Source organism: Ureibacillus sp. FSL K6-0165, from assembly GCF_038004285.1.
GTDB classification, from domain to species: domain Bacteria; phylum Bacillota; class Bacilli; order Bacillales_A; family Planococcaceae; genus Ureibacillus; species Ureibacillus thermosphaericus.
The window spans coordinates 978,624-1,003,871 of sequence record NZ_JBBOQS010000001.1 but is presented as its reverse complement, the minus strand read 5'-3'; the positions used below and the strand labels follow the sequence as shown (position 1 = coordinate 1,003,871).

The following is a 25,248-nucleotide window of genomic DNA, read 5'->3' as shown; positions in this document are numbered from 1 at the left end:
GCTCCTTTTTAAGTTAACAATGTATTTACATGTATTCGTAAAAAAATCCTCAAATAGCCCGCCTTCGCTACACGGTAGAAAGCAGAGTACTTGAGGACATAGCAAAACAGAAGGTTGAGGTAATTTATTTCCAACCTACCGAATCATCCAAAAGTTGCTTTCCCGCATAGTCCGACATTTACGGTGTCGGGTAGAGACACTAGAGCCATATTCTCTAGCATATATGAGGGAGTTTTCCTCTGTTCATTGTAGCAAGGGTGAAGAAGAAAATCAATTAAAAAATGCGAACAATTATAAAATACCACTATTTAATGTTCGTGTTTTTCTCATTTTTTGTTTTTTCTTCAAGTAATTCCGCCTTAAATTTAACTTTTTGACGAAAATACGTAATCTCACCATTAAAATATTGAAAGACTGGCTCCTCTTTTCGAACAATTGGCTTATACCCCATTTGTTCTATTCTTGTTATACATTGTTCAGGCGTTTCATTTTCTTCCATTTCCACCCAGATTGTTTTTTTAGCCAAATAATTCATCCTTTCATGAAAAACATTTTATTCTCCTATTATACATAAAGAAAAATAATGAATTATATGGAAGATTCAATAACTAATTAGTAAATTCTTATTATTTTCGTGTGTAATTCTTTAATTAATATTATTTGTAAAAACTGATGCTATTTATGGAACATAAGAATTTATTTTTTGATTAATGCCCGAGTATTAAGTGGATCTTAAGTTTGAAGGATAAATTACTGATGTAGCGAATACTAAAACTGAAGGTTTAATTAAAAATCGGGAGAGTGAATATGATAATTCTTTTTGATTTAATATTGCCCGAATTGCATGGTTTTGATGTACTAAAACAGATACATACGATACATACATCCGAACAATTGACATAGACATGAAGGATATTATGATAAACTTAATCATTCAATAAAAAACTGGGTAAAGAGAGGTTATGTTTATGATTAAACCAAAATTATTAAAACCGGGGGATACTGTAGGAATCATATCTACTTCATCTCCAGTTGCAGCAGCTTGCCCTAATAGATTTCAAAGAGGAATTTCTGAATTAGAGAGTATGGGTTTTAAGGTGAAAATAGGGAAAAATGCTCTGAAACGCATTGGACATTTAGCAGGAACCGTTGAAGAAAGGTTAGAGGATTTACATGAAATGTTTCAAGATCACGAAGTAAAAGCTATTATTAATACAATAGGTGGTTACAATTCACACCAACTATTAGAATACATTGATTATAATCTTATAAAGCAAAATCCAAAAATAATATTGGGTTATAGTGATTTCACTGCTATTCTATTAGCTATTCATAAAAAATCTGAACTAATAACCTTTATGGGACCCGCACTATTACCTCAATTTGGTGAATATGGTGGAATGTTAGAATACACAAAGAAAATATTTAAAGACGTTTTAATGACCCAAAATGATGAAATACGCATTCCTCCTAGTAAATATTGGACAAGCGAATTTTTAGCTTGGGATATAGAGGATAATCGACCACGACAACTTACTAAAAATGAAGGACCTCTTATTATTAAAGAAGGAAGAGCAAGGGGAAGTATCTTAGCTGGCAATATGGGGACAATGTTACTATTAGCAGGAACAGAGTTTCTTCCAACCTTTGATAACAAAATACTATTTTTAGAAGAAGATGAACAAGAAAATCCTGGTACTATCGATCGCTATTTAACTCAGTTACGGCATATGGGGGTTTTTGAAAAAATTAATGGAATAGTGGTCGGACGTTTTCATCCAAAAGTAGAATTTTCACAAGATTATACATTTATAGATATCATTTGCCAAGCTACTAAAGGATATGATTTTCCAATTGTGTATAATGTTGATTTTGGACACACGGATCCAATGATGACAATTCCAAACGGTATTGATGTAGAAGTTGAAGCGTCTAACAATAATGTCAATATTTTATTTTGTGAAAACTCAGTACAATAGAGTTGGAAGAAGTTGTTAACTCCCGTCCACGTTCCGTCTCCTCCAAATAATTGTTTTGCTTTCGTTTTAATTGCCACTTCTCTATCGCGCCGATCGGACTTTCAGTCCTTGGTAGTAAGGAGCTCAATTTTTGCAATAAAAAAAGCACCACTATTGTGGTGCCTTCTGCTAAGCGCTCGTCTATCTCTCACAAGGGGACCCCTTAACTACCATCGGCGCTAACTCCGAAGCACGTTGACCAGCGAATTTCTGTGTCAGCTTCGGCAGTCCGGTGCTCACGTACATAGTACGCTCCGCTCCGGGCTGCCTCGCTTCCTTGAACTTCTTGGTCCCCGTGCTTCTCGTCTCCTTCAAATATTTATTTTACTTTTGTTTAGCATGTGGTTTCTGTATCGCGCCGTTCGGACTTTCAGTCCTTGGTAGTAAGGGGCTTCAATTTCTGCAATAAAAAAGCACCACTATTGTGGTGCCTTTTTGCGAAGCGCTCGTCTATCTCTCACAAGGGGACCCCTTAACTACCATCGGCGCTAACTCCGAAGCACGTTGACCAGCGAATTTCTGTGTCAGCTTCGGCAGTCCGGTGCTCACGTACATAGTACGCTCCGCTCCGGGCTGCCTCGCTTCCTTGAACTTCTTGGTCCCCGTGCTTCTCGTCTCCTTCAAATATTTATTTTACTTTTGTTTAGCATGTGGTTTCTGTATCGCGCCGATCGGACTTTCAGTCCTTGTTAGTAAGGGGCTTCAATTTTTGCAATAAAAAAAGCACCATTATTGTGGTGCCTTCTGCGAAGCGACGTCCTACTCTCACAAGGGGAAGCCCCTTACTACCATCGGCGCTGAAGAGCTTAACTTCCGTGTTCGGTATGGGAACGGGTGTGACCTCTTCGCCATCGTCACTTCACTATATGAGAGGTTGTTCTCTCAAAACTGGATAACGACATTGAAATGATTGGTTAAGTCCTCGATCGATTAGTATCCGTCAGCTCCACACGTCACCGTGCTTCCACCTCGGACCTATCTACCTCATCGTCTTTGAGGGATCTTACTTGCTTATGCAATGGGAAATCTCATCTTGAGGGGGGCTTCATGCTTAGATGCTTTCAGCACTTATCCCGTCCACACATAGCTACCCAGCGGTGCCTTTGGCAAGACAACTGGTACACCAGCGGTGTGTCCATCCCGGTCCTCTCGTACTAAGGACAGCTCCTCTCAAATTTCCTACGCCCACGACGGATAGGGACCGAACTGTCTCACGACGTTCTGAACCCAGCTCGCGTACCGCTTTAATGGGCGAACAGCCCAACCCTTGGGACCGACTACAGCCCCAGGATGCGATGAGCCGACATCGAGGTGCCAAACCTCCCCGTCGATGTGGACTCTTGGGGGAGATAAGCCTGTTATCCCCGGGGTAGCTTTTATCCGTTGAGCGATGGCCCTTCCATGCGGAACCACCGGATCACTAAGCCCGTCTTTCGACCCTGCTCGACTTGTAGGTCTCGCAGTCAAGCTCCCTTATGCCTTTACACTCTGCGAATGATTTCCAACCATTCTGAGGGAACCTTTGGGCGCCTCCGTTACCTTTTAGGAGGCGACCGCCCCAGTCAAACTGTCCACCTGACACTGTCTCCCAAGCCGATCAGGCTTGCGGGTTAGAATTTCAGTACAACCAGGGTAGTATCCCAAGGGCGCCTCCAGGGAAGCTGGCGCTCCCCCTTCTACGGCTCCTACCTATCCTGTACAAGTTGCACCGAAATTCAATATCAGGTTACAGTAAAGCTCCACGGGGTCTTTCCGTCCTGTCGCGGGTAACCTGCATCTTCACAGGTACTATAATTTCACCGAGTCTCTCGTTGAGACAGTGCCCAGATCGTTACGCCTTTCGTGCGGGTCGGAACTTACCCGACAAGGAATTTCGCTACCTTAGGACCGTTATAGTTACGGCCGCCGTTTACTGGGGCTTCAATTCGGAGCTTCGCTTGCGCTAACTCCTCCTCTTAACCTTCCAGCACCGGGCAGGCGTCAGCCCCTATACTTCACCTTACGGTTTTGCAGAGACCTGTGTTTTTGCTAAACAGTCGCCTGGGCCTATTCACTGCGGCTCATCAGGGCTTGCACCCCAATGAGCACCCCTTCTCCCGAAGTTACGGGGTCATTTTGCCGAGTTCCTTAACGAGAGTTCTCTCGCTCACCTTAGGATTCTCTCCTCGACTACCTGTGTCGGTTTGCGGTACGGGCACCTCCCGCCTCGCTAGAGGCTTTTCTTGGCAGTGTGAAATCAGGAACTTCGCGCGTAACGCGCTCCCCATCACAGCTCAGCGTATTAGGAAGCGGATTTGCCTACTTCCACGCCTTGCTGCTTGGACACGCTCGACCAACGGCGTGCATTCCCTATCCTCCTGCGTCCCCCCATCACTCAAACGGCGGGGAGGTGGTACAGGAATATCAACCTGTTGTCCATCGTCTACGCCTTTCGGCCTCGACTTAGGTCCCGACTAACCCTGAGCGGACGAGCCTTCCTCAGGAAACCTTAGTCATTCGGTGGATGGGATTCTCACCCATCTTTCGCTACTCATACCGGCATTCTCACTTCTAAGCGCTCCACCAGTCCTTCCGGTCTGACTTCGACGCACTTAGAACGCTCTCCTACCACTCGTGCAACGCACGAATCCACAGCTTCGGTGAATCGTTTAGCCCCGTTACATTTTCGGCGCAGCGTCACTCGACCAGTGAGCTATTACGCACTCTTTAAATGATGGCTGCTTCTAAGCCAACATCCTGGTTGTCTAAGCAACGCCACATCCTTTTCCACTTAACGATTACTTTGGGACCTTAGCTGGTGGTCTGGGCTGTTTCCCTTTTGACCACGGATCTTATCACTCGTAGTCTGACTCCCGTGTATAAATAGCTGGCATTCGGAGTTTGTCTGAATTCGGTAACCCGAGGTGGGCCCCTAGTCCAAACAGTGCTCTACCTCCAGTATTCTTCACACGAGGCTAGCCCTAAAGCTATTTCGGAGAGAACCAGCTATCTCCAAGTTCGATTGGAATTTCTCCGCTACCCACACCTCATCCCCGCACTTTTCAACGTGCGTGGGTTCGGGCCTCCAGTGAGTGTTACCTCACCTTCACCCTGGACATGGGTAGATCACCTGGTTTCGGGTCTACGACCACGTACTCAAAACGCCCTATTCAGACTCGCTTTCGCTGCGGCTCCGCATCTTCTGCTTAACCTTGCACGTAATCGTAACTCGCCGGTTCATTCTACAAAAGGCACGCCATCACCCGTTAACGGGCTCTGACTACTTGTAGGCACACGGTTTCAGGTTCTCTTTCACTCCCCTCCCGGGGTGCTTTTCACCTTTCCCTCACGGTACTGGTTCACTATCGGTCACTAGGGAGTATTTAGCCTTGGGAGATGGTCCTCCCGGATTCCGACGGAATTTCACGTGTTCCGCCGTACTCAGGATCCACTCAGGAGAGGATGGATTTTCGACTACAGGGCTTTTACCTTCTCTGGCCGTCCTTTCCAGAACGGTTCGTCTAACCCATCCTTTTGTAACTCCGTATAGAGTGTCCTACAACCCCAAGAGGCAAGCCTCTTGGTTTGGGCTGTTCCCGTTTCGCTCGCCGCTACTCAGGGAATCGATTTTTCTTTCTTCTCCTCCAGGTACTTAGATGTTTCAGTTCCCTGGGTGTGCCTTCTTAACGCTATGGATTCACGTTAAGATACTGTTCCATTACGAACAGTGGGTTCCCCCATTCGGAAATCTCCGGATCAAAGCTTACTTACAGCTCCCCGAAGCATATCGGTGTTAGTCCCGTCCTTCATCGGCTCCTAGTGCCAAGGCATCCACCGTGCGCCCTTAATAACTTAACCAAAATTAAGAACTTTACAGTAAATATCTTGCTTTCAATGTCGTTTATCCAGTTTTCAAAGAACAACACTATAACTTTGAAGGTCATAAACCTTCAAAACTGAACACAAAACGCTAATGCTTCCGTAAATATCCTTAGAAAGGAGGTGATCCAGCCGCACCTTCCGATACGGCTACCTTGTTACGACTTCACCCCAATCATCTGTCCCACCTTCGGCGGCTGGCTCCCGAAAGGGTTACCTCACCGACTTCGGGTGTTACAGACTCTCGTGGTGTGACGGGCGGTGTGTACAAGGCCCGGGAACGTATTCACCGCGGCATGCTGATCCGCGATTACTAGCGATTCCGGCTTCATGCAGGCGAGTTGCAGCCTGCAATCCGAACTGAGAACGGTTTTTTCGGATTGGCTCCGTCTCGCGACTTCGCGACCGTTTGTACCGTCCATTGTAGCACGTGTGTAGCCCAGGTCATAAGGGGCATGATGATTTGACGTCATCCCCACCTTCCTCCGTATTTGTACGGCAGTCTCCTTAGAGTGCCCAACTGAATGATGGCAACTAAGGACAAGGGTTGCGCTCGTTGCGGGACTTAACCCAACATCTCACGACACGAGCTGACGACAACCATGCACCACCTGTCACCGCTGTCCCCGAAGGGAAGGCTATGTCTCCATAGCGGTCAGCGGGATGTCAAGACCTGGTAAGGTTCTTCGCGTTGCTTCGAATTAAACCACATGCTCCACCGCTTGTGCGGGCCCCCGTCAATTCCTTTGAGTTTCAGTCTTGCGACCGTACTCCCCAGGCGGAGTGCTTAATGCGTTAGCTGCAGCACTAAGGGGTGGAAACCCCCTAACACTTAGCACTCATCGTTTACGGCGTGGACTACCAGGGTATCTAATCCTGTTTGCTCCCCACGCTTTCGCGCCTCAGCGTCAGTTACAGGCCAGGAAGCCGCCTTCGCCACTGGTGTTCCTCCATATCTCTACGCATTTCACCGCTACACATGGAATTCCGCTTCCCTCTCCTGCACTCAAGTCTCCCAGTTTCCAATGACCCTCCCCGGTTAAGCCGGGGGCTTTCACATCAGACTTAAGAGACCGCCTGCGCGCGCTTTACGCCCAATAATTCCGGACAACGCTTGCCACCTACGTATTACCGCGGCTGCTGGCACGTAGTTAGCCGTGGCTTTCTAGTAAGGTACCGTCAAGGTGCAGCCAGTTACTACTGCACTTGTTCTTCCCTTACAACAGAGCTTTACGATCCGAAGACCTTCTTCGCTCACGCGGCGTTGCTCCATCAGGCTTTCGCCCATTGTGGAAGATTCCCTACTGCTGCCTCCCGTAGGAGTCTGGGCCGTGTCTCAGTCCCAGTGTGGCCGATCACCCTCTCAGGTCGGCTACGCATCGTCGCCTTGGTAGGCCGTTACCCCACCAACAAGCTAATGCGCCGCGGGCCCATCCTATAGTGATAGCAGAACCATCTTTCAACATCAAAGCATGCACTTTGATGTATTATCCGGTATTAGCACGCGTTTCCGCGAGTTATCCCAGTCTATAGGGCAGGTTACCCACGTGTTACTCACCCGTCCGCCGCTAACCTCATGAAAGCTAGGCTTTCAATTGGTTCGCTCGACTTGCATGTATTAGGCACGCCGCCAGCGTTCGTCCTGAGCCAGGATCAAACTCTCCATAAAAGAAAATTTGATTTGCTCAAAAATTTAATGTCCGAATCTAGATTGTTAACGAGGGTTAACAACTAGATAATTTATTGCATTAACGTTTTGTTGTTCAGTTTTCAAGGTTCATTTTCAATCGCTTTAACAGCGACGTTTTTTATATTAACAAATCTAAAATCGATTGTCAACAATGTTTTTTATTATTTTTTGCTGTTTTTTATCATCAGCAACAGCGTTTATTAATATAACATCTTCGTTTTTATTTTGCAAGCATCTGATGAATAAAAAAACAATTCATATTATTTTTACTATTAAAAACTTATTCATCCATTAGATATGAATAAAAAAAAATGGGGAAAGCAGCTTCTCTGCTTTCCCTCATAGGTTATTCTGACAATGTCGTTAAATATAATAAGAAGAGTATAGCAAATACATACATAATCGGATGAACTTCTTTAACTCTCCCTTTAAGGATCATTGTAATCGGATAGAAAATGAAGCCTACCGCAATACCTGTTGCAATCGAACTAGACAATGGCATCATAAACATTGTTAAGAAAGATGGTACTGCGATTTCGAATTTATTCCATTCAATTTCACGTAATGAAGCAGCCATCAAAATACCTACAATAATTAATGCCGGTGCCGTTACCGCACTTGTAATAACAGATAGTACTGGAGAAATAAACAATGCCAATAAGAATAAACATCCTGTTACTACAGAAGCAAATCCCGATCTTGCACCTGCTGCTACACCTGATGATGATTCAATATAAGATGTTACCGTTGATGTACCGAAAATAGAACCGATCATTGATGCGATTGAATCTGAAATCAACGCTCTGCCTGCACGTGGCAAACGATTATCTTTTACAAATCCAGCTTGGTTTGTTACCGCAACAAGCGTTCCTGCATTATCGAAAAAGTCAACGAATAAGAATGTTAAGATTACTGAAAGCATTGATAATGAATAAAAGCTTGGATCAGAAAATGCTGTAAATAATTTACCGAATGTTGGCGCAATACTTGGAGGAGCTGATAAAATAGACGCAGGTTTATCTATAAGTCCAAAAATCATACCAACGATAGCCGTGATGACCATACCATAGAAAACGCCGCCTTTAGATCCTCTAACCATTAATATTACTGTTATTAAGATTCCAAAAATAGATAACAACACTTGAGGATCTTTTAAATTCCCCATCCCAATAACTGTTGCTCCATTCGCTACAATAATTCCTGCATTTTTCAATCCGATATACGCGATAAATAAACCGATACCTGCACCTACCGCAAGTTTCAATTCCATCGGGATGGCATTAATCAATTTTTCACGTAAACCAGTTAAAGTTAAAATAAAGAAGAAGACAGATGAAATGAATACAGCTGCTAATGCATGTTGCCATGGACTTCCGTGAGATAGTACAACAGTGTAAGCAAAAAATGCGTTTAACCCAAGGCCAGGCGCTAAAGCCAACGGATATTTTGCAAAAATCCCCATGATGAAACATCCTATTGCAGCAGAAACTGCAGTTGCAACGAATACCGCACCGTATTCCATTCTTAATTCATCTGGTAAATCAGGAATATCTGCCAACGTTAGCGTTAATGGGTTTACAACCAAAATATACGCCATCGCTAGAAAGGTTGTAATACCACCGATAATCTCCTGCTTATAAGATGTTCCTAGTTCATCAAATTGAAAATATTTTTTCATATTTTCCTCCGTCTCTCGTCGCCTATGTCCAGATAGCTTCAGTATGTCCTACCTTTCGAATAACATACGAAAAATAAAAAGTCATGCAACAAGTGCATGACTACAACTTTTATAAACGAATTCATAGAAGCATGAATTCTATCTATAAAGTCGTAGTCAAGCTATTTACGGTAGCTTGGTAGAGACTATCGAGCCATATTCTCGACATTATACGACGTTTTTTTAATTTTTACTCCTGTAATATATCATCTTATTTTTCGCTTTTCAACCCTAATCACGAACATTTTTTTATATTTTTAAAATAAAGTTCGTGAAATTCATTCCGCTTTTCCCAAAAATTATGTTCCCTATTTTCTTTTATAAGTTTTCTTATGACAATAAAAAACTCCCTAATAGGTTGGATTTTTCACTTTTTATCCACCTATTAGGGAGCATTTCAATTTTTGGAGATATATTAGTACTTCGTGATATATCATATCTCCAAATGCTTGTTTATTAAGTTCATCGCTAAAGTTTCGATAATTTCCTGATCGTTATCCACTAGCCATTGCACTTTTGACCGAATGAGTTGATCAAACATTTTCCTCCGTCTTTCACCAATAATTTCCAAAAGAACTAAAGCATTCCAATTACAGGGGAAAAGTGATCTTCCATTCACAGACATCTCCCCTTCATATGAGCAATACAAAAACATCGAAGTACTTTACCATCATGAAATTACAACAGGAACAACTCCGACAACTTATAATCCGTACGCTCCTGTAACGAGACAACAATTTGCAACGTTCATCATGCGTTCGCTGAATGCATCTTCGAAATAAAGACCGCATTTGAAGGATTATTCAATCATTGGATTGGATGATCCTTTTTATTTTTTTGTGATGTAAATAAGAAATATCAATACTATATTTCATACATGGCCAAATCTTTTTCTGCTTTGTACAAGCAATAAAAAACACAAAAAAACTTTCCTTTATCCATGAAGAACTGGATAAAGGAAAGTCGATTGTTGATTCATAAAGCAGGTATTCTGTTTACTCCCACTCGATTGTGCTAGGTGGCTTAGATGTAATGTCAAGAAGTACGCGGTTTACATGTGGCACCTCATTTACGATACGAGTAGAAATTTTTTCTAACACGTCATAAGGAATGCGTGCCCAATCACTAGTCATACCGTCAACGGAAGTTACCGCACGTATACCAACCGCATAATCATATGTGCGTTGGTCTCCCATAACACCTACAGATTTAATGTTAGGCAATACAGTGAAGTATTGCCAAATTTCACGATCAAGGCCAGCTTTTGCAATTTCCTCACGTAAAATTGCATCGGATTCACGAACGATTTCTAGTTTCTCTTCTGTTACTTCTCCTAATACGCGAATAGCAAGACCTGGACCTGGGAATGGTTGACGCCAAACAATCTCATCCGGTAAACCAAGCTGAGTACCTAGTTCTCGAACTTCGTCTTTGAACAATGTTTTTAATGGTTCAATTAATTCAAATTTCATATCTTCTGGTAAGCCACCAACATTATGGTGAGATTTAATTGTTTGAGCAGTTGCTGTACCAGACTCAATGATATCTGTATATAAAGTTCCTTGTGCTAGGAAATCCATATCATTCAATTTGCTTGCTTCATCGGAGAATACATAGATGAACTCATTTCCGATGATTTTGCGTTTTTGTTCAGGGTCTGTTACTCCTTTTAATTTGTTCATGAAGCGTTCACGAGCGTCGATTTTAATGACTTTCATTCCGAATTTACCTTCGAATGTTTCCATTACGCTCTCCGCTTCACCTTTACGAAGAAGGTTGTGGTCGACAAACATACAAGTCAATTGGTCTCCAATTGCTTTATGAATTAATACCGCAACAACAGATGAATCCACACCACCTGAAAGGGCACATAATACTTTTTTGTCGCCTACTTGTTCGCGGATTTTTTTGATTTGTAAATCAATGAAATTTTCCATTGTCCAATCGCCTTTTGCGCCACAAATATCAAATACGAAATGACGTAAAATATCATTTCCATGAACAGAATGACGCACTTCTGGATGGAATTGAACGCCATATAATTTTCGTTCTTCATTTTGCATTGCAGTAATTGGGCAACTTGGACTCGTTGCAATTGTTTCGAAACCTTCAGGTAATTGAGTTACAAGGTCGCCGTGACTCATCCAAACCACTTGCTCTTTTGGAAGGTCGCCGAACAATGGATTGTCTTTTGTAATTTCAATTTCTGCCTTACCATATTCACGAGTATTTGCGCTTTCTACCTTACCGCCAAGAGTATGGGCGATTAATTGCATACCATAACAAATTCCTAAAATCGGTAAACCTAAATTAAAAATCTCTTCATCGACTTTAAAAGCATTATCGTCATATACTGAATTTGGGCCACCTGAAAAAATAATCCCTACCGCATTCATTTCTTTAATTTCTTTAGCAGAAAGTGTGTGAGGCAAGAGCTCCGAAAATACACCAAATTCACGAATTCGTCGGGTAATTAATTGATTGTATTGACTTCCAAAGTCGAGAACAACGATTTTTTCTTGTTCTTTTAATTGAGTCGTCACGATTTACACCTCTTCTATATTTACTGCCTTATAATTTTTTAAATTTTACTCTTACTCATATATAAAATCAACTACTAGTGCGATTGATTAAATTTTCCCAACATTCTTTCACTTTTCCGTAGTCAATTTGCTGTTTATTACCATAGATATAATTTTCGTAGGCTTCCGTAATCTGTGACATATGTGTAGAAGAAAATATTTCATCAACTTCTTTCGCAAAAGATTGTAACGTTTGACCTTCTTTCCTCTGCAATCCGTTTAATTCCAACACTTTCAACAGTCTCAAATAAATGATTTCAAAAGTTGCTTCATTAATAGTTTGATGTTTCAGCCACCGACTATACAATTTCGGCATCCATCTTTTGCGGAAAATAAATAATAGTATACTCGCCATAACTATTCCAATAAAGGCAATGTTTAATATAGGTCCGATATGGTTAAGCCAATTCTTAAAACTTGTAAACTCAACATTACGTTGTTTCATTTCCTCATTTTGTTCATCTTTTAGTTTGTCAGGTTCCGTATCTTCATCTACTGTTAACATATCATCCTGATAAGCATCCGTTTCAAAATCGTAATGAATGTTACGATTTGTAGTAAAACCAATTGTTGGTTCAAATGGAACCCATCCAACCTTTGGAATATATGCTTCTACCCAAGAATGAGCATCGTTGTTTGTAATTTCATATGTTTTTAAATCACCGTCACTTGCAATCACTTCGCCTCCAGCAAACCCTTTAACCCAACGAGCTGGAATCCCCACCGCTCTCAGCATGACAACCATCGCTGTTGAGAAGTTGTCGCAATAACCGATTTTTGATTCAAACAAAAATTGATCAACGTAATCTTGGCCCTCATCAGGAACAGGCACCCCTTCCGTTTCATAGCGGAAGCCATTTAAACGAAAATAGCTTTCGATTGCGCGAGCTTTATCATAATCACTTTCTTTCCCCTCAACAATTTCCTTTGCCAAATCAATGACTCTTTGAGGTAGGGATTCTGGCAACTGTAAATATTTTTCCTGAATGCTAGAATCAATGGGTTGTTGAATTGTTGAAGTCAAATCGCTATATAAATACTCCGGAGTGCTATACTCAACGTGATACAAAAACTCCCCAGCATAATCTGTAGATATTTTCTCCGTTTCAAGATTCATAATCAGACGAATTGGGTTTTCCACGTCTGTTCTTGCATCGATGGAAATAAGTCCATACGGTTGAATAATAAAATCGTATGGGTATCTTAGTTCTATATGGGCAAATTGCCTTTTTTCATCAGGTCCCACTGGCAATGAGTGAAAATGATGAATCGGCTCCCCAAGTGGAATGGATGCCAATTCATCTGAATGCGACGTCTCCCAACCTTTTGACGTGTATACATCTTTTGTTTCAACCCGCCAATATTGCTTTGTCGTAGCATGAGCAATAAAAACAACTGTATCATCCCCAACGAACGATCCTCCTAGTTGGGAGTCATCTTCATCATAACCGATTTTTTTCACAGGGCCGCCCAACCCATTTCCTTGTCCTGCCATAGTTTTGATATACGGAACAGGATCTGGCCATTGTGGGGATGCTTTCGGCAATAACGCCCCTACCAATACAACCATTCCTATCATCAGCAGAACAGGTAATGCAAGTTTTAAATAGTTATACCAATTGAACGATATACCTGATTGCAACATGAGCCTTTTCACAAACAAAAATACCATCATTAATAATCCAAGCAGCACGACTTTAACAATGGCCGTCGTCCCATCGTAATCAGTAAATGTATCTAAAATACCAATGAATACTACCGTTAACACAAGGAAGTAAAAAATATTCATTCTTACCGTTAACCAATGATGTACTAAATAAACAAGCATCCAAATGAGAATAAAAAATAAAATAGATTGGAAAGAGTTCGTTATATGAAAAAATTCTCCTTGAAACATCAAAGCAAAATTGTACAATAATTCATTCAACAGAAACTGAATGCCTTCATTTGAAAAAATCGATAAATCACTATACACATAAACGATAAACCATGAAATATAAGATATTTTCATAATCCATGAAATAAAAATTGGTAAACGGAACAAACTAATAGCGAGGCACAGAGCAATAAATAACAAGATTAAATCCACATACCCTATTCCTGTAATGCTCATGATAGGCGTCAACCATTCCCGTAATATAAAAAAAATAAGAACGTAATATAGTGCAAGTTCTATTGTTTTATAAGCTCCATTTTTCACGGTTTTATCACCTCCGTGAAGACATCACTAAACCTCTCTTTTGTAATTGGTATAATAGTTACGTTGAAAAACTCTTCCCTCGCTTGTCCTATTTCTTGTTGGGATGACAAGACAAAACAAATAATTCCTTTTGTCTTTTTCGAGTGATTCATAAAGAAATTTCTTAACGACTCTGTTAATTCACCTGTAAAAAGCAGCATGAAAGAATCGAGTGTCTTGCCCTCTCTTGTTAATATCCATTCTATATTTTTTGAATCAATCGCTTCCACCAACGATAGTTGTTTCATAATATTCCCGAATTGACTTTGTTTCAGTTGTGGATAAAAAACTTGTTCATCTCCTGCAATGAAAAATGATACTTCACCATGATTTTTTACAATGGTTTGCAAGACTGATGCTGCTAATTCCACCACTTCTTCAAAATGTCTTTTCACAGTAGCATCTAACACAAGCATTACTTCATGGCTTTGCCGCACTTCAAAGTCTTTCGTCCTTAACGTTTCATCCTTCGCAAATGACTTCCAATGAATCCAAGAAAACCGGTCGCCAGCTTGATAATTTCTAACGCTTGAAACCAAAGTAGTATCTTTCAAGAAAGCAAAAGGAGCTAACACTCCACCTTGATCAATATGCCGTTGGAATTGGCGATATTTCATTTCCGTTATTTTTGGATATACTATTACCTTTTGTTTTACATCTACAAATTTATGTCGTACCGTCCAACCAAAAAAATCGGTAAAAGTAAATTGTAATGTTGAAAATTCAATAACTCCTCGCTCTAATTCAGGTATCTCATACGTCCAATGAAAGCTTCTTTTAAATCCCGCAAAAAAAATGTTTGAACACCCTTTAGACTTTGCAACAATATCATCTTTCAGTCCAATCTCCCTTACTGTTACAAATGCTAATGGAAACCATGTTTTATTTTTAAAATGAATTGTGACGGACGCTCCATCGCCTCTCACTAGTTTGGTAGGGTGGATTTCCCTCTTAACTTCCTCTATGCGTACAGGAATAAAGTTGAGAACTAAGGAATAAAGCAAAAATGGAATTAATGTGTAAAATAAAAACCAACTGACAAACCCACCTTGAAACATGGCATAACTGAAGGTAATTAGAATTAATAAGATATTGACGATAAAGCGACCGATCTTGCTGAATATTCTGTTCCAATAACTCATTTTTCTACAAACCTTCTAATAGGGATGACAGACTTTGTAATGATATTGTTTAGAATTTCATCCACCGTCAATCCTTCATAGCGTGCCTCCGGTTTTAAAATAATGCGGTGGCTGAAAACAAAGGGAGCTAAGTATTGTACATCATCAGGCTTTACAAAATCCCGATTGTGTATTTTCGCATATGCTTGACATGCTCGCATTAATGCAAGAGTTCCCCTTGGACTAACTCCTAAATATACATTTGGTTCTTCCCTAGTGGCTCTAGCCAACTGAACAATATAGCCTTTTACCGAATCATCTACATAGACGTTTTTCACTTCGTCTTGTATCGCTAACAATTCATCTATTGTAATCACTGGTTCTAAATTTTGAATCGGTGCTGATTTTTCAGCTCTTCTTAAAATTTCTATTTCTTCTAGTGCTGTTGGATAGCCCATATGAATTTTCATTAAAAAACGATCTAACTGTGCTTCTGGTAAAGGAAATGTGCCTTCGTATTCTATCGGGTTTTGTGTAGCCATGACAAAAAACGGTTTCGGTAACTCAAACATTTCTCCATCGATGCTCACTGATGATTCTTCCATGCTTTCAAGTAAAGCCGATTGCGTTTTAGGAGAAGTTCTATTAATTTCATCTGCTAAAATAATATTTCCAACAATCGGACCTGGTCTAAATTCAAATTGCAATGATTTTGGATTATAGATTGAAACGCCAATGACATCAGAAGGTAACAAATCAGGAGTAAATTGAATTCTTTTGAAATCTGCGCTCACGGATTTCGCAAGAGCACGCACCATCATTGTCTTTCCTACTCCTGGCACATCTTCAAGCAGTACATGTCCACTAGCAAGCAATGCGACAATGCTCAATTCTGCGACTTCTCGTTTTCCAATCATTACTTTCTCAATATTTTTGATTATCATTTCAATTTTTGGATGCATACATAAATCCTCCTGATCTTTGCGTAAAAGTCAGAATTTACACAAAATAACATAAATAAAGCATAAACGAACCTTCAGATAAAAGACAACTAATTAGAATTTAAAAAAGTTAAGATTATACATTAGTATAGTTTCCACCTTTTACCGAAAAATTAAACAAAAAAATGGACCGTCTGAAATGATTTTGAGACGGCCCATTTGCGATAAGGATAGCAACTACAGAAGGAGCAAAGATTTATAAAAGACGCGAGGTGATGGAACGTTTATACTTTATGGATAAATCCTTCCAAATCTAAAATTTCACCATTGTTTCATATCTTTGTTACTGGCTGTAAAACATTGCTCTTCCATTTATTTTATATCTTGTTTTCAAATAGAAGTGCGGTAAGCGCGGATGAGAACTTTCTTATTTCTTGCCCTCTTGATTTTCTCTTTATGTTGTAATAATCTTTTTCGCATTTTTTCCATCGATTCACCATCAAATTGTTGCCCTACAATAAACATTTTTTTTGCGTTGCGATTTAAAACCGTATTGGATAAGCGTGATTGAACAGCACTACTTTTACTTCGATTTTTCCGCTGTTCTCGAGGATTCTTCGAAAACGGATGATTTCCTCTTCCTTCATCCATCACTCGAAATACTTGTTCATTGTTTGTGTGTAAATATTGCTTCGAATAAGTGCTACTCGCAACAGGTTGAATACGAGAAGTTCTCAATGCGCTCACCTCCATTCCCTGTTTATTTACCAACTTTTTTATTATATTATCGGAACAAATTGATTAAAATGAAATTTTACAATATGAAATTTGTACTAAATTTATATTTTCATTTTTTCGTTCCAATACAATTAATGCATATAAAAAAAGAATTCGCTACAAATAATGTATGCGAATTCTCTTCATAAAATGATATTCATTTACTTCCAAAAATCATCAAAGATTGTGATAGGTAAATGACGTTTATGTTTTGATCGTAAGTAGTGGCCTTCAATTATTTTTTTTGCATCCTCCGGAACAGCTTTTCCTTCTAAATAATCATCAATCATTTCATAAGTAACCCCAAGAGCTTCTTCATCTGGTAATAGCGGTCTTTCATCTTCTAAATCGGCTGTAGGTGTTTTCATATATAAATGTTCAGGACACCCTAAATATTTAAGCAACTGTTTTCCTTGGCGCTTATTTAAACGGAAAATCGGAACTAAATCGACTCCACCATCGCCATATTTTGTGTAAAAACCTGTTATTGCTTCAGCGGCATGATCCGTACCAACAACAACCGAGTTTGTCATCATCGCAATGGAATATTGCACTTTCATTCGTTCACGGGCTTTTTCATTTCCTTTTGCAAAATCGTTCAAAATAATTCCCGCTTCTTTCAATGCTTCAACACTAGCGTCTACCGCCTTTTTAATATTAACTGTAATAACTTTAGTAGGTTGGATAAACTTTAACGCATCTTGAGCATCTTGTTCATCCTTTTGTTCACCGTAGGGAAGGCGAACCGCGTAACAAGAATATATCTGCTCGCCAATTTCAGCATTTAACTCATCCACTGCCATTTGAGTCAGTTTTCCAACTAGTGTTGAATCTTGCCCACCGCTAATTGCGATGACAAATCCTTTAACAAACGGATGTTTCTTTGCATATTCCTTCAAAAAATCAATGGATTTTCGAACTTCTTCTGCTGGATCAATTTTCGGAAGTACACGCAACTCTTCAATAATTTGTTTTTGTAAACTTTCCAAGAGCATCCCCCTAAATTATTCGATATTTTCAATCGCATCGCGAATTTCTTGAATCTTTTGCATTTTGTTATCCCAACATTTTTGGCTAAGGTCAACAGGATATTCTTCAGGATTCAGAGAGCGTTTATATTCATCCCATAATAATTCTAGACTTTCCTTTGCATATTGTTGCATTTCCATCACTGAAGGACTTTCATATACGATGGCACCTTCATCGATGATTTGTTTATGTAATTCTCTCGCTTCGAAGTTTGTAACAAATTTTGAAATAAACGTATGCACAGGGTGGAACATTTTTAGACGCTTCTCTTCTTGCGGGTTTTCATTCGCCATTGTAATATAGTCCCCTTCTGCTTTTCCGTTTTCTTTATTCACAATGCGAAACACTCTTTTTAATCCTGGTGTCGTTACTTTTTCAGCATTTGAAGTAATTTTTAATGTATCTTCCATCTCACCTAGCTCATTTTCAATCGCGACCATTTTATATACAGCACCTAATGCCGGCTGATCGTAGGCAGTTATGAGTTTCGTTCCAATTCCCCAAGAATCCACTTTAGCCCCTTGAGCTTTTAAGTTTAGGATGGTGTATTCATCTAAATTATTGGATGCAATAATTTTAGTATTAGTAAAGCCAGCTTCATCTAGCATACGTCTCGCTTCTTTTGATAAAAAGGCAATGTCACCGCTATCAAGACGAATTCCGACGAAATTGATTTGCCCTTCTAATTCTTTAGCTACACGTATTGCATTTGGTACGCCTGATTTTAACGTGTTGTAAGTGTCTACTAAAAATACACAATCTTTATGACGTCTTGCATAGGCTTTAAAAGCATCGTATTCATTTTTATAAGCTTGGACAAACGCATGAGCATGGGTACCTGATACAGGTATATTAAATATTTTCCCTGCACGAACATTGGAAGTTGATTCAAAACCGCCAATGACTGCAGCCCGTGCTCCCCAAATAGCTGCATCCATCTCTTGTGCACGGCGAGCACCAAATTCTGCAGCAGCTTCTTCCTTTACAATTTGCTTTATACGGCTCGCTTTTGTTGCAATTAATGTTTGAAAATTAATAATGTTTAGTAGGGCTGTTTCTATTAGTTGGGCTTCTGCTAGGGGAGCTTCGATGCGAACAATCGGTTCATTAGCAAAAACAACTTCCCCTTCAACTACTGAATACATGGAACCTGTAAAACGTAAAGAACTTAAATAATTAAGAAATTCCTCATCATATCCTAACTCTCGTAAATAGGCCAAATCTGTTTCAGTGAAACGGAAATTCTTTAAGTATTCAATAATCCGTTCAAGCCCTGCAAAGATGGCATATCCATTCCCAAAAGGAAGTTTTCTGAAAAAAATTTCAAATACAGCTTTTCTATCATGAATACCGTCTGCCCAATAACATTCCACCATATTGATTTGATATAAATCTGTGTGCAAAGTTAATGAATCATCCTTATATATTTCTTTCATTAGGAACTCCTTCTTCCATTATTCATTAGTCCTAGTATACACTATTCCATTATTCTAATCGAAATTTTAAATAAATTATATTTAATTATTATAAACATCCTTTTTGTAATAACACATATAATTTGTAATTATTTTTCTTTTGTTCTATATAAAAGTTATGATGACCTTAGCATCTTCACATATCACTTATTGACCATTATCAACATTTTGAATAGGAGATTGTTATGACGCAACCTTTGGAAGTTACCATTCATTTTGAACACGTTCATTACGAAAAAAATAGTTCTTTCATATTAAAAGATGTTACCGGCGATTTTTACAAGGGAAAAATTACAACGATCGTAGGTCCATCTGGAGCAGGAAAAACTACCGTTCTGAAAATGTGCAATGGATTAATTTCACCAACATCAGGGGATATTATAATTGATGGCAAGAATATTAATGAGTTCAGCCCGACTTCCTTGCGTCAATATGTTGGAATTGCCCTTCAAAATGCTCCTTTAATTAGAGGAACAGTATATGATAATTTAGCTTTACCAATGACTTTACAAAACAAATTGTTATCGGAAAAGAAAGCGATCTCAACCTTAGAAGACGTTTCATTAGATATGAATATTTTATACAGAGATGTCCATAATTTATCTGGTGGACAAAAACAAAAAGTTTCGATTGCTAGAACATTAATGAACCAACCAAAAATACTCTTATTAGATGAAATCACATCCGCTCTCGACCCAACATCAACAAATGAAATTGAACAACTAATATTAAGCATTAATAGGAAATATAACGTGACAATCATTTGGATCACACATAACTTGGGGCAGGCAAAAAGAGTTGGTGACTATACTTGGGTGATGATGGGTGGGGAGCTCGTTGAAAGTGGAGAAAGCAGCTTGCTTGATCATAGTACAAACAAACGAATTCAACAATTCGTAGAGGGGAAGGCGTAAAACATGACATATACTTCCCTCGCATTGACTCTTGCGTTTGTACTCATCCCACTCATCCTTTCCAAAACATTAAAATTAGGTTTGGAAAAGGACACAATCATCGCAACCGTTCGATCTGTTATCCAACTATTTTTTGTCGGTTATGTATTAAAATTTGTCTTTGATTCCGAGAGTTTTTTTTATATTATTTTAATGGTGCTATTGATGATCACGGTAGCTACACTAAACGCCCGTAAAAAAGGAAAAAATATCAAAGGAATTACATGGAAAATTGCTTTTACGTTGATTGTTATTGAAATAGTGACTCAAGGGATTTTGATTGGTTTTCAAATTATTCCGCCTACCGCCCAATACATTATTCCAATCAGCGGGATGTTGCTAGGAAATTCCATGGTGTTGTCCATTTTATTTTTAAACCGGTTTACAGCAGAAATTGAGGCAAATGTAGAAATCATAGAACTGATATTATCTCTTGGTGGCACTCCTAAGCAAGCCATTCACAATCAATTGATAAATGCTATTAAAACAAGCGTAATCCCTACCATTGAAAGTCAAAAAACGATTGGCTTAGTACAACTACCCGGAATGATGAGCGGTCAGATTATCGGTGGTGCCGATCCAGTGCAAGCAGTGCAATTCCAACTATTAATTTTATTTGGCTTACTTACAACAGCGACTTTGTCCAGCATTTTAATTGGTTTCTTAAGTTATCCAACGTTATTTAATGAACGAATGCAATTTATCACACATAACTTGTCACAAAAAAATAATGATTAACAAGTATTAACTGAAAGTATTATAATTCTTGTGTGATATAATGAACTTAAACTACAACTTATATGAAAAGAGGAGATCATCTATGCCAGTTTTACGAGATTTTTTCATCGCATTATCAGAAAATCAACTTTTAAATAAAGCCGCACAAAAATACGGTTTAAAACTCGGTGCACAAAGCGTTGTTGCTGGTACAAATATCCCTGAAGTTATTGAAAGTATTAAAGAGCTAAATGCTCACGGCATTTCTTGTACTGTGGATGTACTTGGTGAGTTTGTTAACGAACGTTCAGAAGCGATTAAAGCAAAAGAATATATTATCGAAACAATTGAAGCTATCCATGAACATGGTGTTGATGCACATATCTCAATTAAACCTTCTCAACTTGGTTTAAAAATTGACTTCGATTTCTGTTATGATAATATCATGGAAATTGTTGGAACTGCACACAAATATAATATGCACGTGAATTTTGACCAAGAAACTCACGATTTACTTCAACCAACATTCGACTTAATGGAAAAAGTATCAGAAACTTATGATAACGTAGGTACTGTTATTCAAGCATATTTCTTTAAATCAAATGAATACGCGGAAAAATATAAAAATTACCGCCTTCGTATTGTAAAAGGTGCTTATAAAGAATCTCCAACTGTTGCTTATCAAGATAAAAAAGATATTGATTTAAACTTTATTGAAATCATTGAATACAGCTTGTTGAATTGCAAATTTACATCAATTGCAACTCATGACCATAACGTAATTAATCATGTTAAACAATTTGTGAAAGACCATAATATTCCAAAAGATAGATTCGAATTCCAGATGCTTTATGGATTCCGTAAAGATATGCAGTTAGAATTGGCTAAAGAAGGCTATAATTTCTGTACTTATGTTCCATTTGGTTCAGACTGGTACGGATACTTCATGCGCAGACTTGCGGAACGTCCACAAAACATCAACCTTGTAACAAGACAAGTATTCAATAAAAAGACAAACACAATTATTGGTTTAATGGCTGCTGCCTTTGCATTAGGCCGCGTTACAAAGAAAAATAAATAATTAAATATAATGAAGGACATAACAAGCAAAACGTTGTTATGTCCTTCATTTTTTATTTATTCCATCCTTTTTCTTTAAAGCGAGAAATGGCTTCTATTCGATTTCCAACCCCAAGCTTATCTAAAATAGTGGAAATGTAGTTTCTTACAGTTCCTGTTGATAAATATAGTTCGGCAGCAATTTCCTTTGTTGTTTTTCCTTCTGCAACAAGCTCTAGCACTTGGCTTTCTCGTTCAGTTAATGGATTTTCGCTTTCTTCATCATATACAATATCAACGAGTTCTGGAGCATAAATTCTTCTTCCTTCCATAATGACTCGAATTGCATTTACTAACTCTTCAATCGGACTATCTTTTAGTAAATATCCTCTTACTCCCGCTTTTCTTGCTCGATCGAAATAACCAGGTCTTGCAAAAGTCGTTAAAATGATAATTTTACAATCTGTTTTTCCATTTAATTCTTCAGCAGCATCTAAACCGGTTTTTACTGGCATTTCAATGTCCATAATGCAAATATCTGGTTTTAATTCATTGACAAGTCGCACTGCTTCTTCACCATTTTTTGCACGCCCAACTACTTCCATATCATCTTCCATGTTTAATAGTGAGCTCAACGCTCCAAGTAGCATCCCTTGATCTTCAGCTATCACGATTCGAATCATCATACACTTCCTTCCTGATGAGTAATAGTAAGGGGAATGGTAATTGTTAATTTAGCTCCTGGATTATTTTCAATAGTTAACGTGCCGTTAATAAATTCTAATCGTTCTCGTATCCCTTTTAATCCATTCCCTTCATATCCAACTTTTTTATTGAGTCCTTTCCCATCATCTTCTATCATCATCATCACTTCATTTTCATTTTGTTGAATTTCGATTTTGCAATGTTTTGCACCGCTATGCTTTACGATATTTGTTACTGCCTCTTTTAAACACATGCTTAACACATTTTCGACTAATATCGGTATTTTCAGTTTATGGACATCCCCAATCAACTGATAGTGAATCTCAGCAGCTTGTAACATTTCCTCTACACGTATACATTCATCGCTCAACTTCACCGCTTTCATATTGGAAACGAGCTCCCGTACTTCCTTTAATGCAATTCTCGCCGTATGTCGTATTTCTTTAATTTCTTGAATAGCCGCTTTCGGATTTTTTTCAACAAGCCTACTTGCTAGGTCGCTCTTTAATCCAATCATGGATAGTTTTTGCCCTAATGTATCATGCAAATCCCTTGCAATTCGCTGCCTTTCTTCATGGATTATAAGTTCTGCAATTCTCTCTTTCGCACTTTCTAACTCGCCTTCCAAGTTTTCCTGCTTATTACGGTGATAAATGGCAATCGGCAAAATAACTACCCCAACTACTGCGATAATAATAAATGGCGTTTGGTCGAGGAAAGACTCCAATTCAATGAAATAGCCAACAACAATTGACACAATCGTAAACCCAATATGTAAACCGTACATGATATAAAATCCGACAGTACTTTTTATATTCCCAATAAAGAAAGAGGTAAATATAGCTAAATACACATAGCCATAAAATAATGTCATGATGATATTTAGCACCATGTCAAAGCTGACCCACATATATAAGAGTCCGTTTTTCGACTGGAAGGAAAAATAATAAAATAAAAAATAGAGTAAAATGATGACTACGCCGAAAAAAATCTGGATGTGAGATAATGTACGAACAAGAAAATAGAAAGGCAAAATACAGAATATAATCCATATATATATACTGATCCATTTACTTTTTGGAAAAATCATGTACCAACTACGCATTGCTTTCATCAAGTCCTTTTTCTATTCATTATACATGGATAAACTAAAAAGTCCCAAAAGTAGGTTATACATACTTTTGGGACTTCTCATTTAAGCCTCAACCGACTTTACTTTTCCAGCATACACTTTTTCAACCTCTTTAAAAGTTACAAACTTTTTCTTTTTTGGATCGTACAATTTATAACGTATCGATTGAAGGCTCGTTCTAATTGTAATAGTTGTCGCTTTTTGAAGTGGCGGTACGGAATTATGGGCGGCTTCTAAATAATAATTTGGTACTCTTGGCGCTAAATGATGGACATGATGATATCCAATGTTCCCAGTAATCCATTGAAGTACCTTTGGCAGTTTATAAAATGAACTTCCTTCTACTGCCGCCTTTACATAATCCCATTCCGGGTCATATTCAAAATAAGAATCTTCATACGTATGTTGAATATAGAATAACCAAATCCCAAGAGCTCCTGCAATAAACATCGTAGTACCATGTACTAGCAATACTGCCTGCCAACCAAATGCCATAATCAAAGAGAGAATAATACATAGTACCATTACATTTGTAAAATATGTGTTTAATCGCTCTTTTTCTTTAGCGTCTTTACGATTAAAGCGATTCAACACCAACACTAAATACAAAGGCCCTAATCCGAACATTACAAATGGATTGCGATATAAACGATAAGCCAGTCGTTTCATTTTCGAAAGAGCCAAATATTCATCTACCGTTAACATATCAATATCACCAATGCCGCGCTTATCTAAATTGCCACTTGTTGCATGGTGAATTAAATGTTCCCTCCTCCATTTGGCATAAGGGAAGGAAGTGAGTATTCCCGTGATGTTACCAACGAGATCATTCGCTTTTTTACTTTTGAAAAATGAGCCATGAGTGCAATCATGAAAAATTATAAACGTGCGCACTACAAATCCAGAAGCAAGCACTCCGCAAAAAGCGCCAATCCATGGATTTGTATTCGCGAAACCATATCCAATTCCCCAAATGATAAGGAGGGGAATTATCGTATTCATTATCTGAATTATACTTATCTTTGTTTCCGATTTTGCAAAAGGAGCAACATCTTTACGAAGCTTTTTTGTCTTTTCTGCATCTGACATGGACATTTGTTTCACCTGTTCCTATGATTATTTGTTATGTTCATCGTACAATTGGATAAGTGTTTCCAATAGACTCAAATATCATGTATTTTATATTACAAATGTCATATACGAAAAAGTTGGTACTAAAAAAAGATTCATCTCAT

Annotated in this window: 17 protein-coding genes, 3 rRNA genes and 2 riboswitches; of the genes, 5 read left to right on the top strand and 15 right to left on the bottom strand. The window is 38.8% G+C overall.

Features of this window, described 5'->3' with window-relative positions:
* Window positions 1-147: 147 nt before the first annotated feature.
* Window positions 148-247: riboswitch (purine riboswitch) on the bottom strand.
* A 57-nt stretch (window positions 248-304) separates the two neighbouring features.
* Window positions 305-535, bottom strand: a complete 231-nt coding sequence (locus NST00_RS04955) for an NETI motif-containing protein (RefSeq protein ID WP_409373611.1) — start codon at window positions 533-535, stop codon at window positions 305-307.
* Between the two features lie 433 nt (window positions 536-968).
* On the opposite strand from NST00_RS04955, the gene NST00_RS04950 reads away from it, so the two are divergent.
* Window positions 969-1,979, top strand: coding sequence for a S66 peptidase family protein (locus tag NST00_RS04950; RefSeq protein ID WP_016838773.1), 1,011 nt, complete (start codon window positions 969-971; stop codon window positions 1,977-1,979).
* A 785-nt stretch (window positions 1,980-2,764) separates the two neighbouring features.
* Here NST00_RS04950 and rrf read toward each other — a convergent pair.
* The 4 genes from rrf to NST00_RS04930 form a co-directional block, all read right to left on the bottom strand.
* A 5S ribosomal RNA gene (gene rrf / locus NST00_RS04945) occupies window positions 2,765-2,880 on the bottom strand.
* Window positions 2,881-2,928: 48 nt separating this feature from the next.
* Window positions 2,929-5,855 (bottom strand): 23S ribosomal RNA (locus tag NST00_RS04940).
* A gap of 137 nt (window positions 5,856-5,992) precedes the next feature.
* Window positions 5,993-7,545, bottom strand: a 16S ribosomal RNA gene (locus NST00_RS04935).
* Together the 16S, 23S and 5S rRNA genes form the textbook arrangement of a ribosomal RNA operon.
* Before the next feature lie 367 nt (window positions 7,546-7,912).
* Window positions 7,913-9,244, bottom strand: a complete 1,332-nt coding sequence (locus NST00_RS04930; protein WP_016838963.1) for an NCS2 family permease — start codon at window positions 9,242-9,244, stop codon at window positions 7,913-7,915.
* Between the two features lie 133 nt (window positions 9,245-9,377).
* Window positions 9,378-9,479: riboswitch (purine riboswitch) on the bottom strand.
* A 343-nt stretch (window positions 9,480-9,822) separates the two neighbouring features.
* Between NST00_RS04930 and NST00_RS14955 the strand changes: the two genes are divergently transcribed.
* Window positions 9,823-10,065, top strand: coding sequence for an S-layer homology domain-containing protein (locus NST00_RS14955; protein ID WP_083839540.1), 243 nt, complete (start codon window positions 9,823-9,825; stop codon window positions 10,063-10,065).
* A 213-nt stretch (window positions 10,066-10,278) separates the two neighbouring features.
* Here NST00_RS14955 and guaA read toward each other — a convergent pair whose 3' ends face one another.
* The 7 genes from guaA to NST00_RS04895 all read right to left on the bottom strand — a co-directional run bounded on the left by guaA (window position 10,279) and on the right by NST00_RS04895 (window position 19,408).
* Window positions 10,279-11,826, bottom strand: coding sequence for a glutamine-hydrolyzing GMP synthase (gene guaA / locus NST00_RS04925; protein ID WP_016838961.1), 1,548 nt, complete (start codon window positions 11,824-11,826; stop codon window positions 10,279-10,281).
* Between the two features lie 67 nt (window positions 11,827-11,893).
* Window positions 11,894-14,065: a transglutaminase TgpA family protein gene (locus tag NST00_RS04920; RefSeq protein WP_016838960.1), complete on the bottom strand. Its 2,172-nt coding sequence runs from the start codon at window positions 14,063-14,065 to the stop codon at window positions 11,894-11,896.
* Entirely contained in the window at window positions 14,062-15,246 is a 1,185-nt protein-coding gene (locus NST00_RS04915; RefSeq protein ID WP_340709687.1) for a DUF58 domain-containing protein, read from the bottom strand. Before NST00_RS04915 ends, NST00_RS04920 begins: the two co-directional genes overlap by 4 nt.
* Complete coding sequence (locus tag NST00_RS04910; protein WP_016838958.1) at window positions 15,243-16,187, bottom strand: AAA family ATPase; 945 nt, start codon at window positions 16,185-16,187, stop codon at window positions 15,243-15,245. The genes NST00_RS04915 and NST00_RS04910 overlap by 4 nt, the downstream gene beginning before the upstream one ends.
* Before the next feature lie 369 nt (window positions 16,188-16,556).
* Window positions 16,557-16,904 carry a hypothetical protein gene (locus NST00_RS04905; RefSeq protein WP_016838957.1) on the bottom strand — a complete coding sequence of 116 codons (348 nt, stop codon included), beginning with the start codon at window positions 16,902-16,904 and terminating at the stop codon, window positions 16,557-16,559.
* A 200-nt stretch (window positions 16,905-17,104) separates the two neighbouring features.
* Window positions 17,105-17,938 carry an ammonia-dependent NAD(+) synthetase gene (gene nadE, locus NST00_RS04900; protein ID WP_340709686.1) on the bottom strand — a complete coding sequence of 278 codons (834 nt, stop codon included), beginning with the start codon at window positions 17,936-17,938 and terminating at the stop codon, window positions 17,105-17,107.
* Window positions 17,939-17,947: 9 nt separating this feature from the next.
* Window positions 17,948-19,408 (bottom strand): nicotinate phosphoribosyltransferase, encoded by a 1,461-nt coding sequence (locus NST00_RS04895; RefSeq protein ID WP_016838954.1) that lies wholly within the window; start codon window positions 19,406-19,408, stop codon window positions 17,948-17,950.
* 224 nt (window positions 19,409-19,632) lie between these two features.
* Between NST00_RS04895 and NST00_RS04890 the strand changes: the two genes are divergently transcribed.
* From NST00_RS04890 to NST00_RS04880, 3 genes are all read left to right on the top strand, one after another.
* Window positions 19,633-20,361 carry an ABC transporter ATP-binding protein gene (locus NST00_RS04890; RefSeq protein ID WP_016838953.1) on the top strand — a complete coding sequence of 243 codons (729 nt, stop codon included), beginning with the start codon at window positions 19,633-19,635 and terminating at the stop codon, window positions 20,359-20,361.
* 3 nt (window positions 20,362-20,364) lie between these two features.
* Window positions 20,365-21,138, top strand: coding sequence for an ABC transporter permease (locus NST00_RS04885; protein ID WP_016838952.1), 774 nt, complete (start codon window positions 20,365-20,367; stop codon window positions 21,136-21,138).
* 82 nt (window positions 21,139-21,220) lie between these two features.
* A complete protein-coding gene (locus tag NST00_RS04880) occupies window positions 21,221-22,198 on the top strand; it encodes a proline dehydrogenase family protein (RefSeq protein ID WP_016838951.1) in 978 nt (325 codons plus the stop codon).
* A gap of 52 nt (window positions 22,199-22,250) precedes the next feature.
* On the opposite strand, the gene NST00_RS04875 is transcribed toward NST00_RS04880, so the two are convergent.
* From NST00_RS04875 to NST00_RS04865, 3 genes are all read right to left on the bottom strand, one after another.
* A complete protein-coding gene (locus NST00_RS04875; protein ID WP_026019112.1) occupies window positions 22,251-22,859 on the bottom strand; it encodes a response regulator transcription factor in 609 nt (202 codons plus the stop codon).
* Complete coding sequence (locus NST00_RS04870) at window positions 22,859-23,986, bottom strand: sensor histidine kinase (RefSeq protein ID WP_026019111.1); 1,128 nt, start codon at window positions 23,984-23,986, stop codon at window positions 22,859-22,861. Before NST00_RS04870 ends, NST00_RS04875 begins: the two co-directional genes overlap by 1 nt.
* Window positions 23,987-24,076: 90 nt before the next feature.
* Window positions 24,077-25,108, bottom strand: coding sequence for a fatty acid desaturase (locus NST00_RS04865; protein ID WP_040764737.1), 1,032 nt, complete (start codon window positions 25,106-25,108; stop codon window positions 24,077-24,079).
* Between the last annotated feature and the right edge of the window lie 140 nt (window positions 25,109-25,248).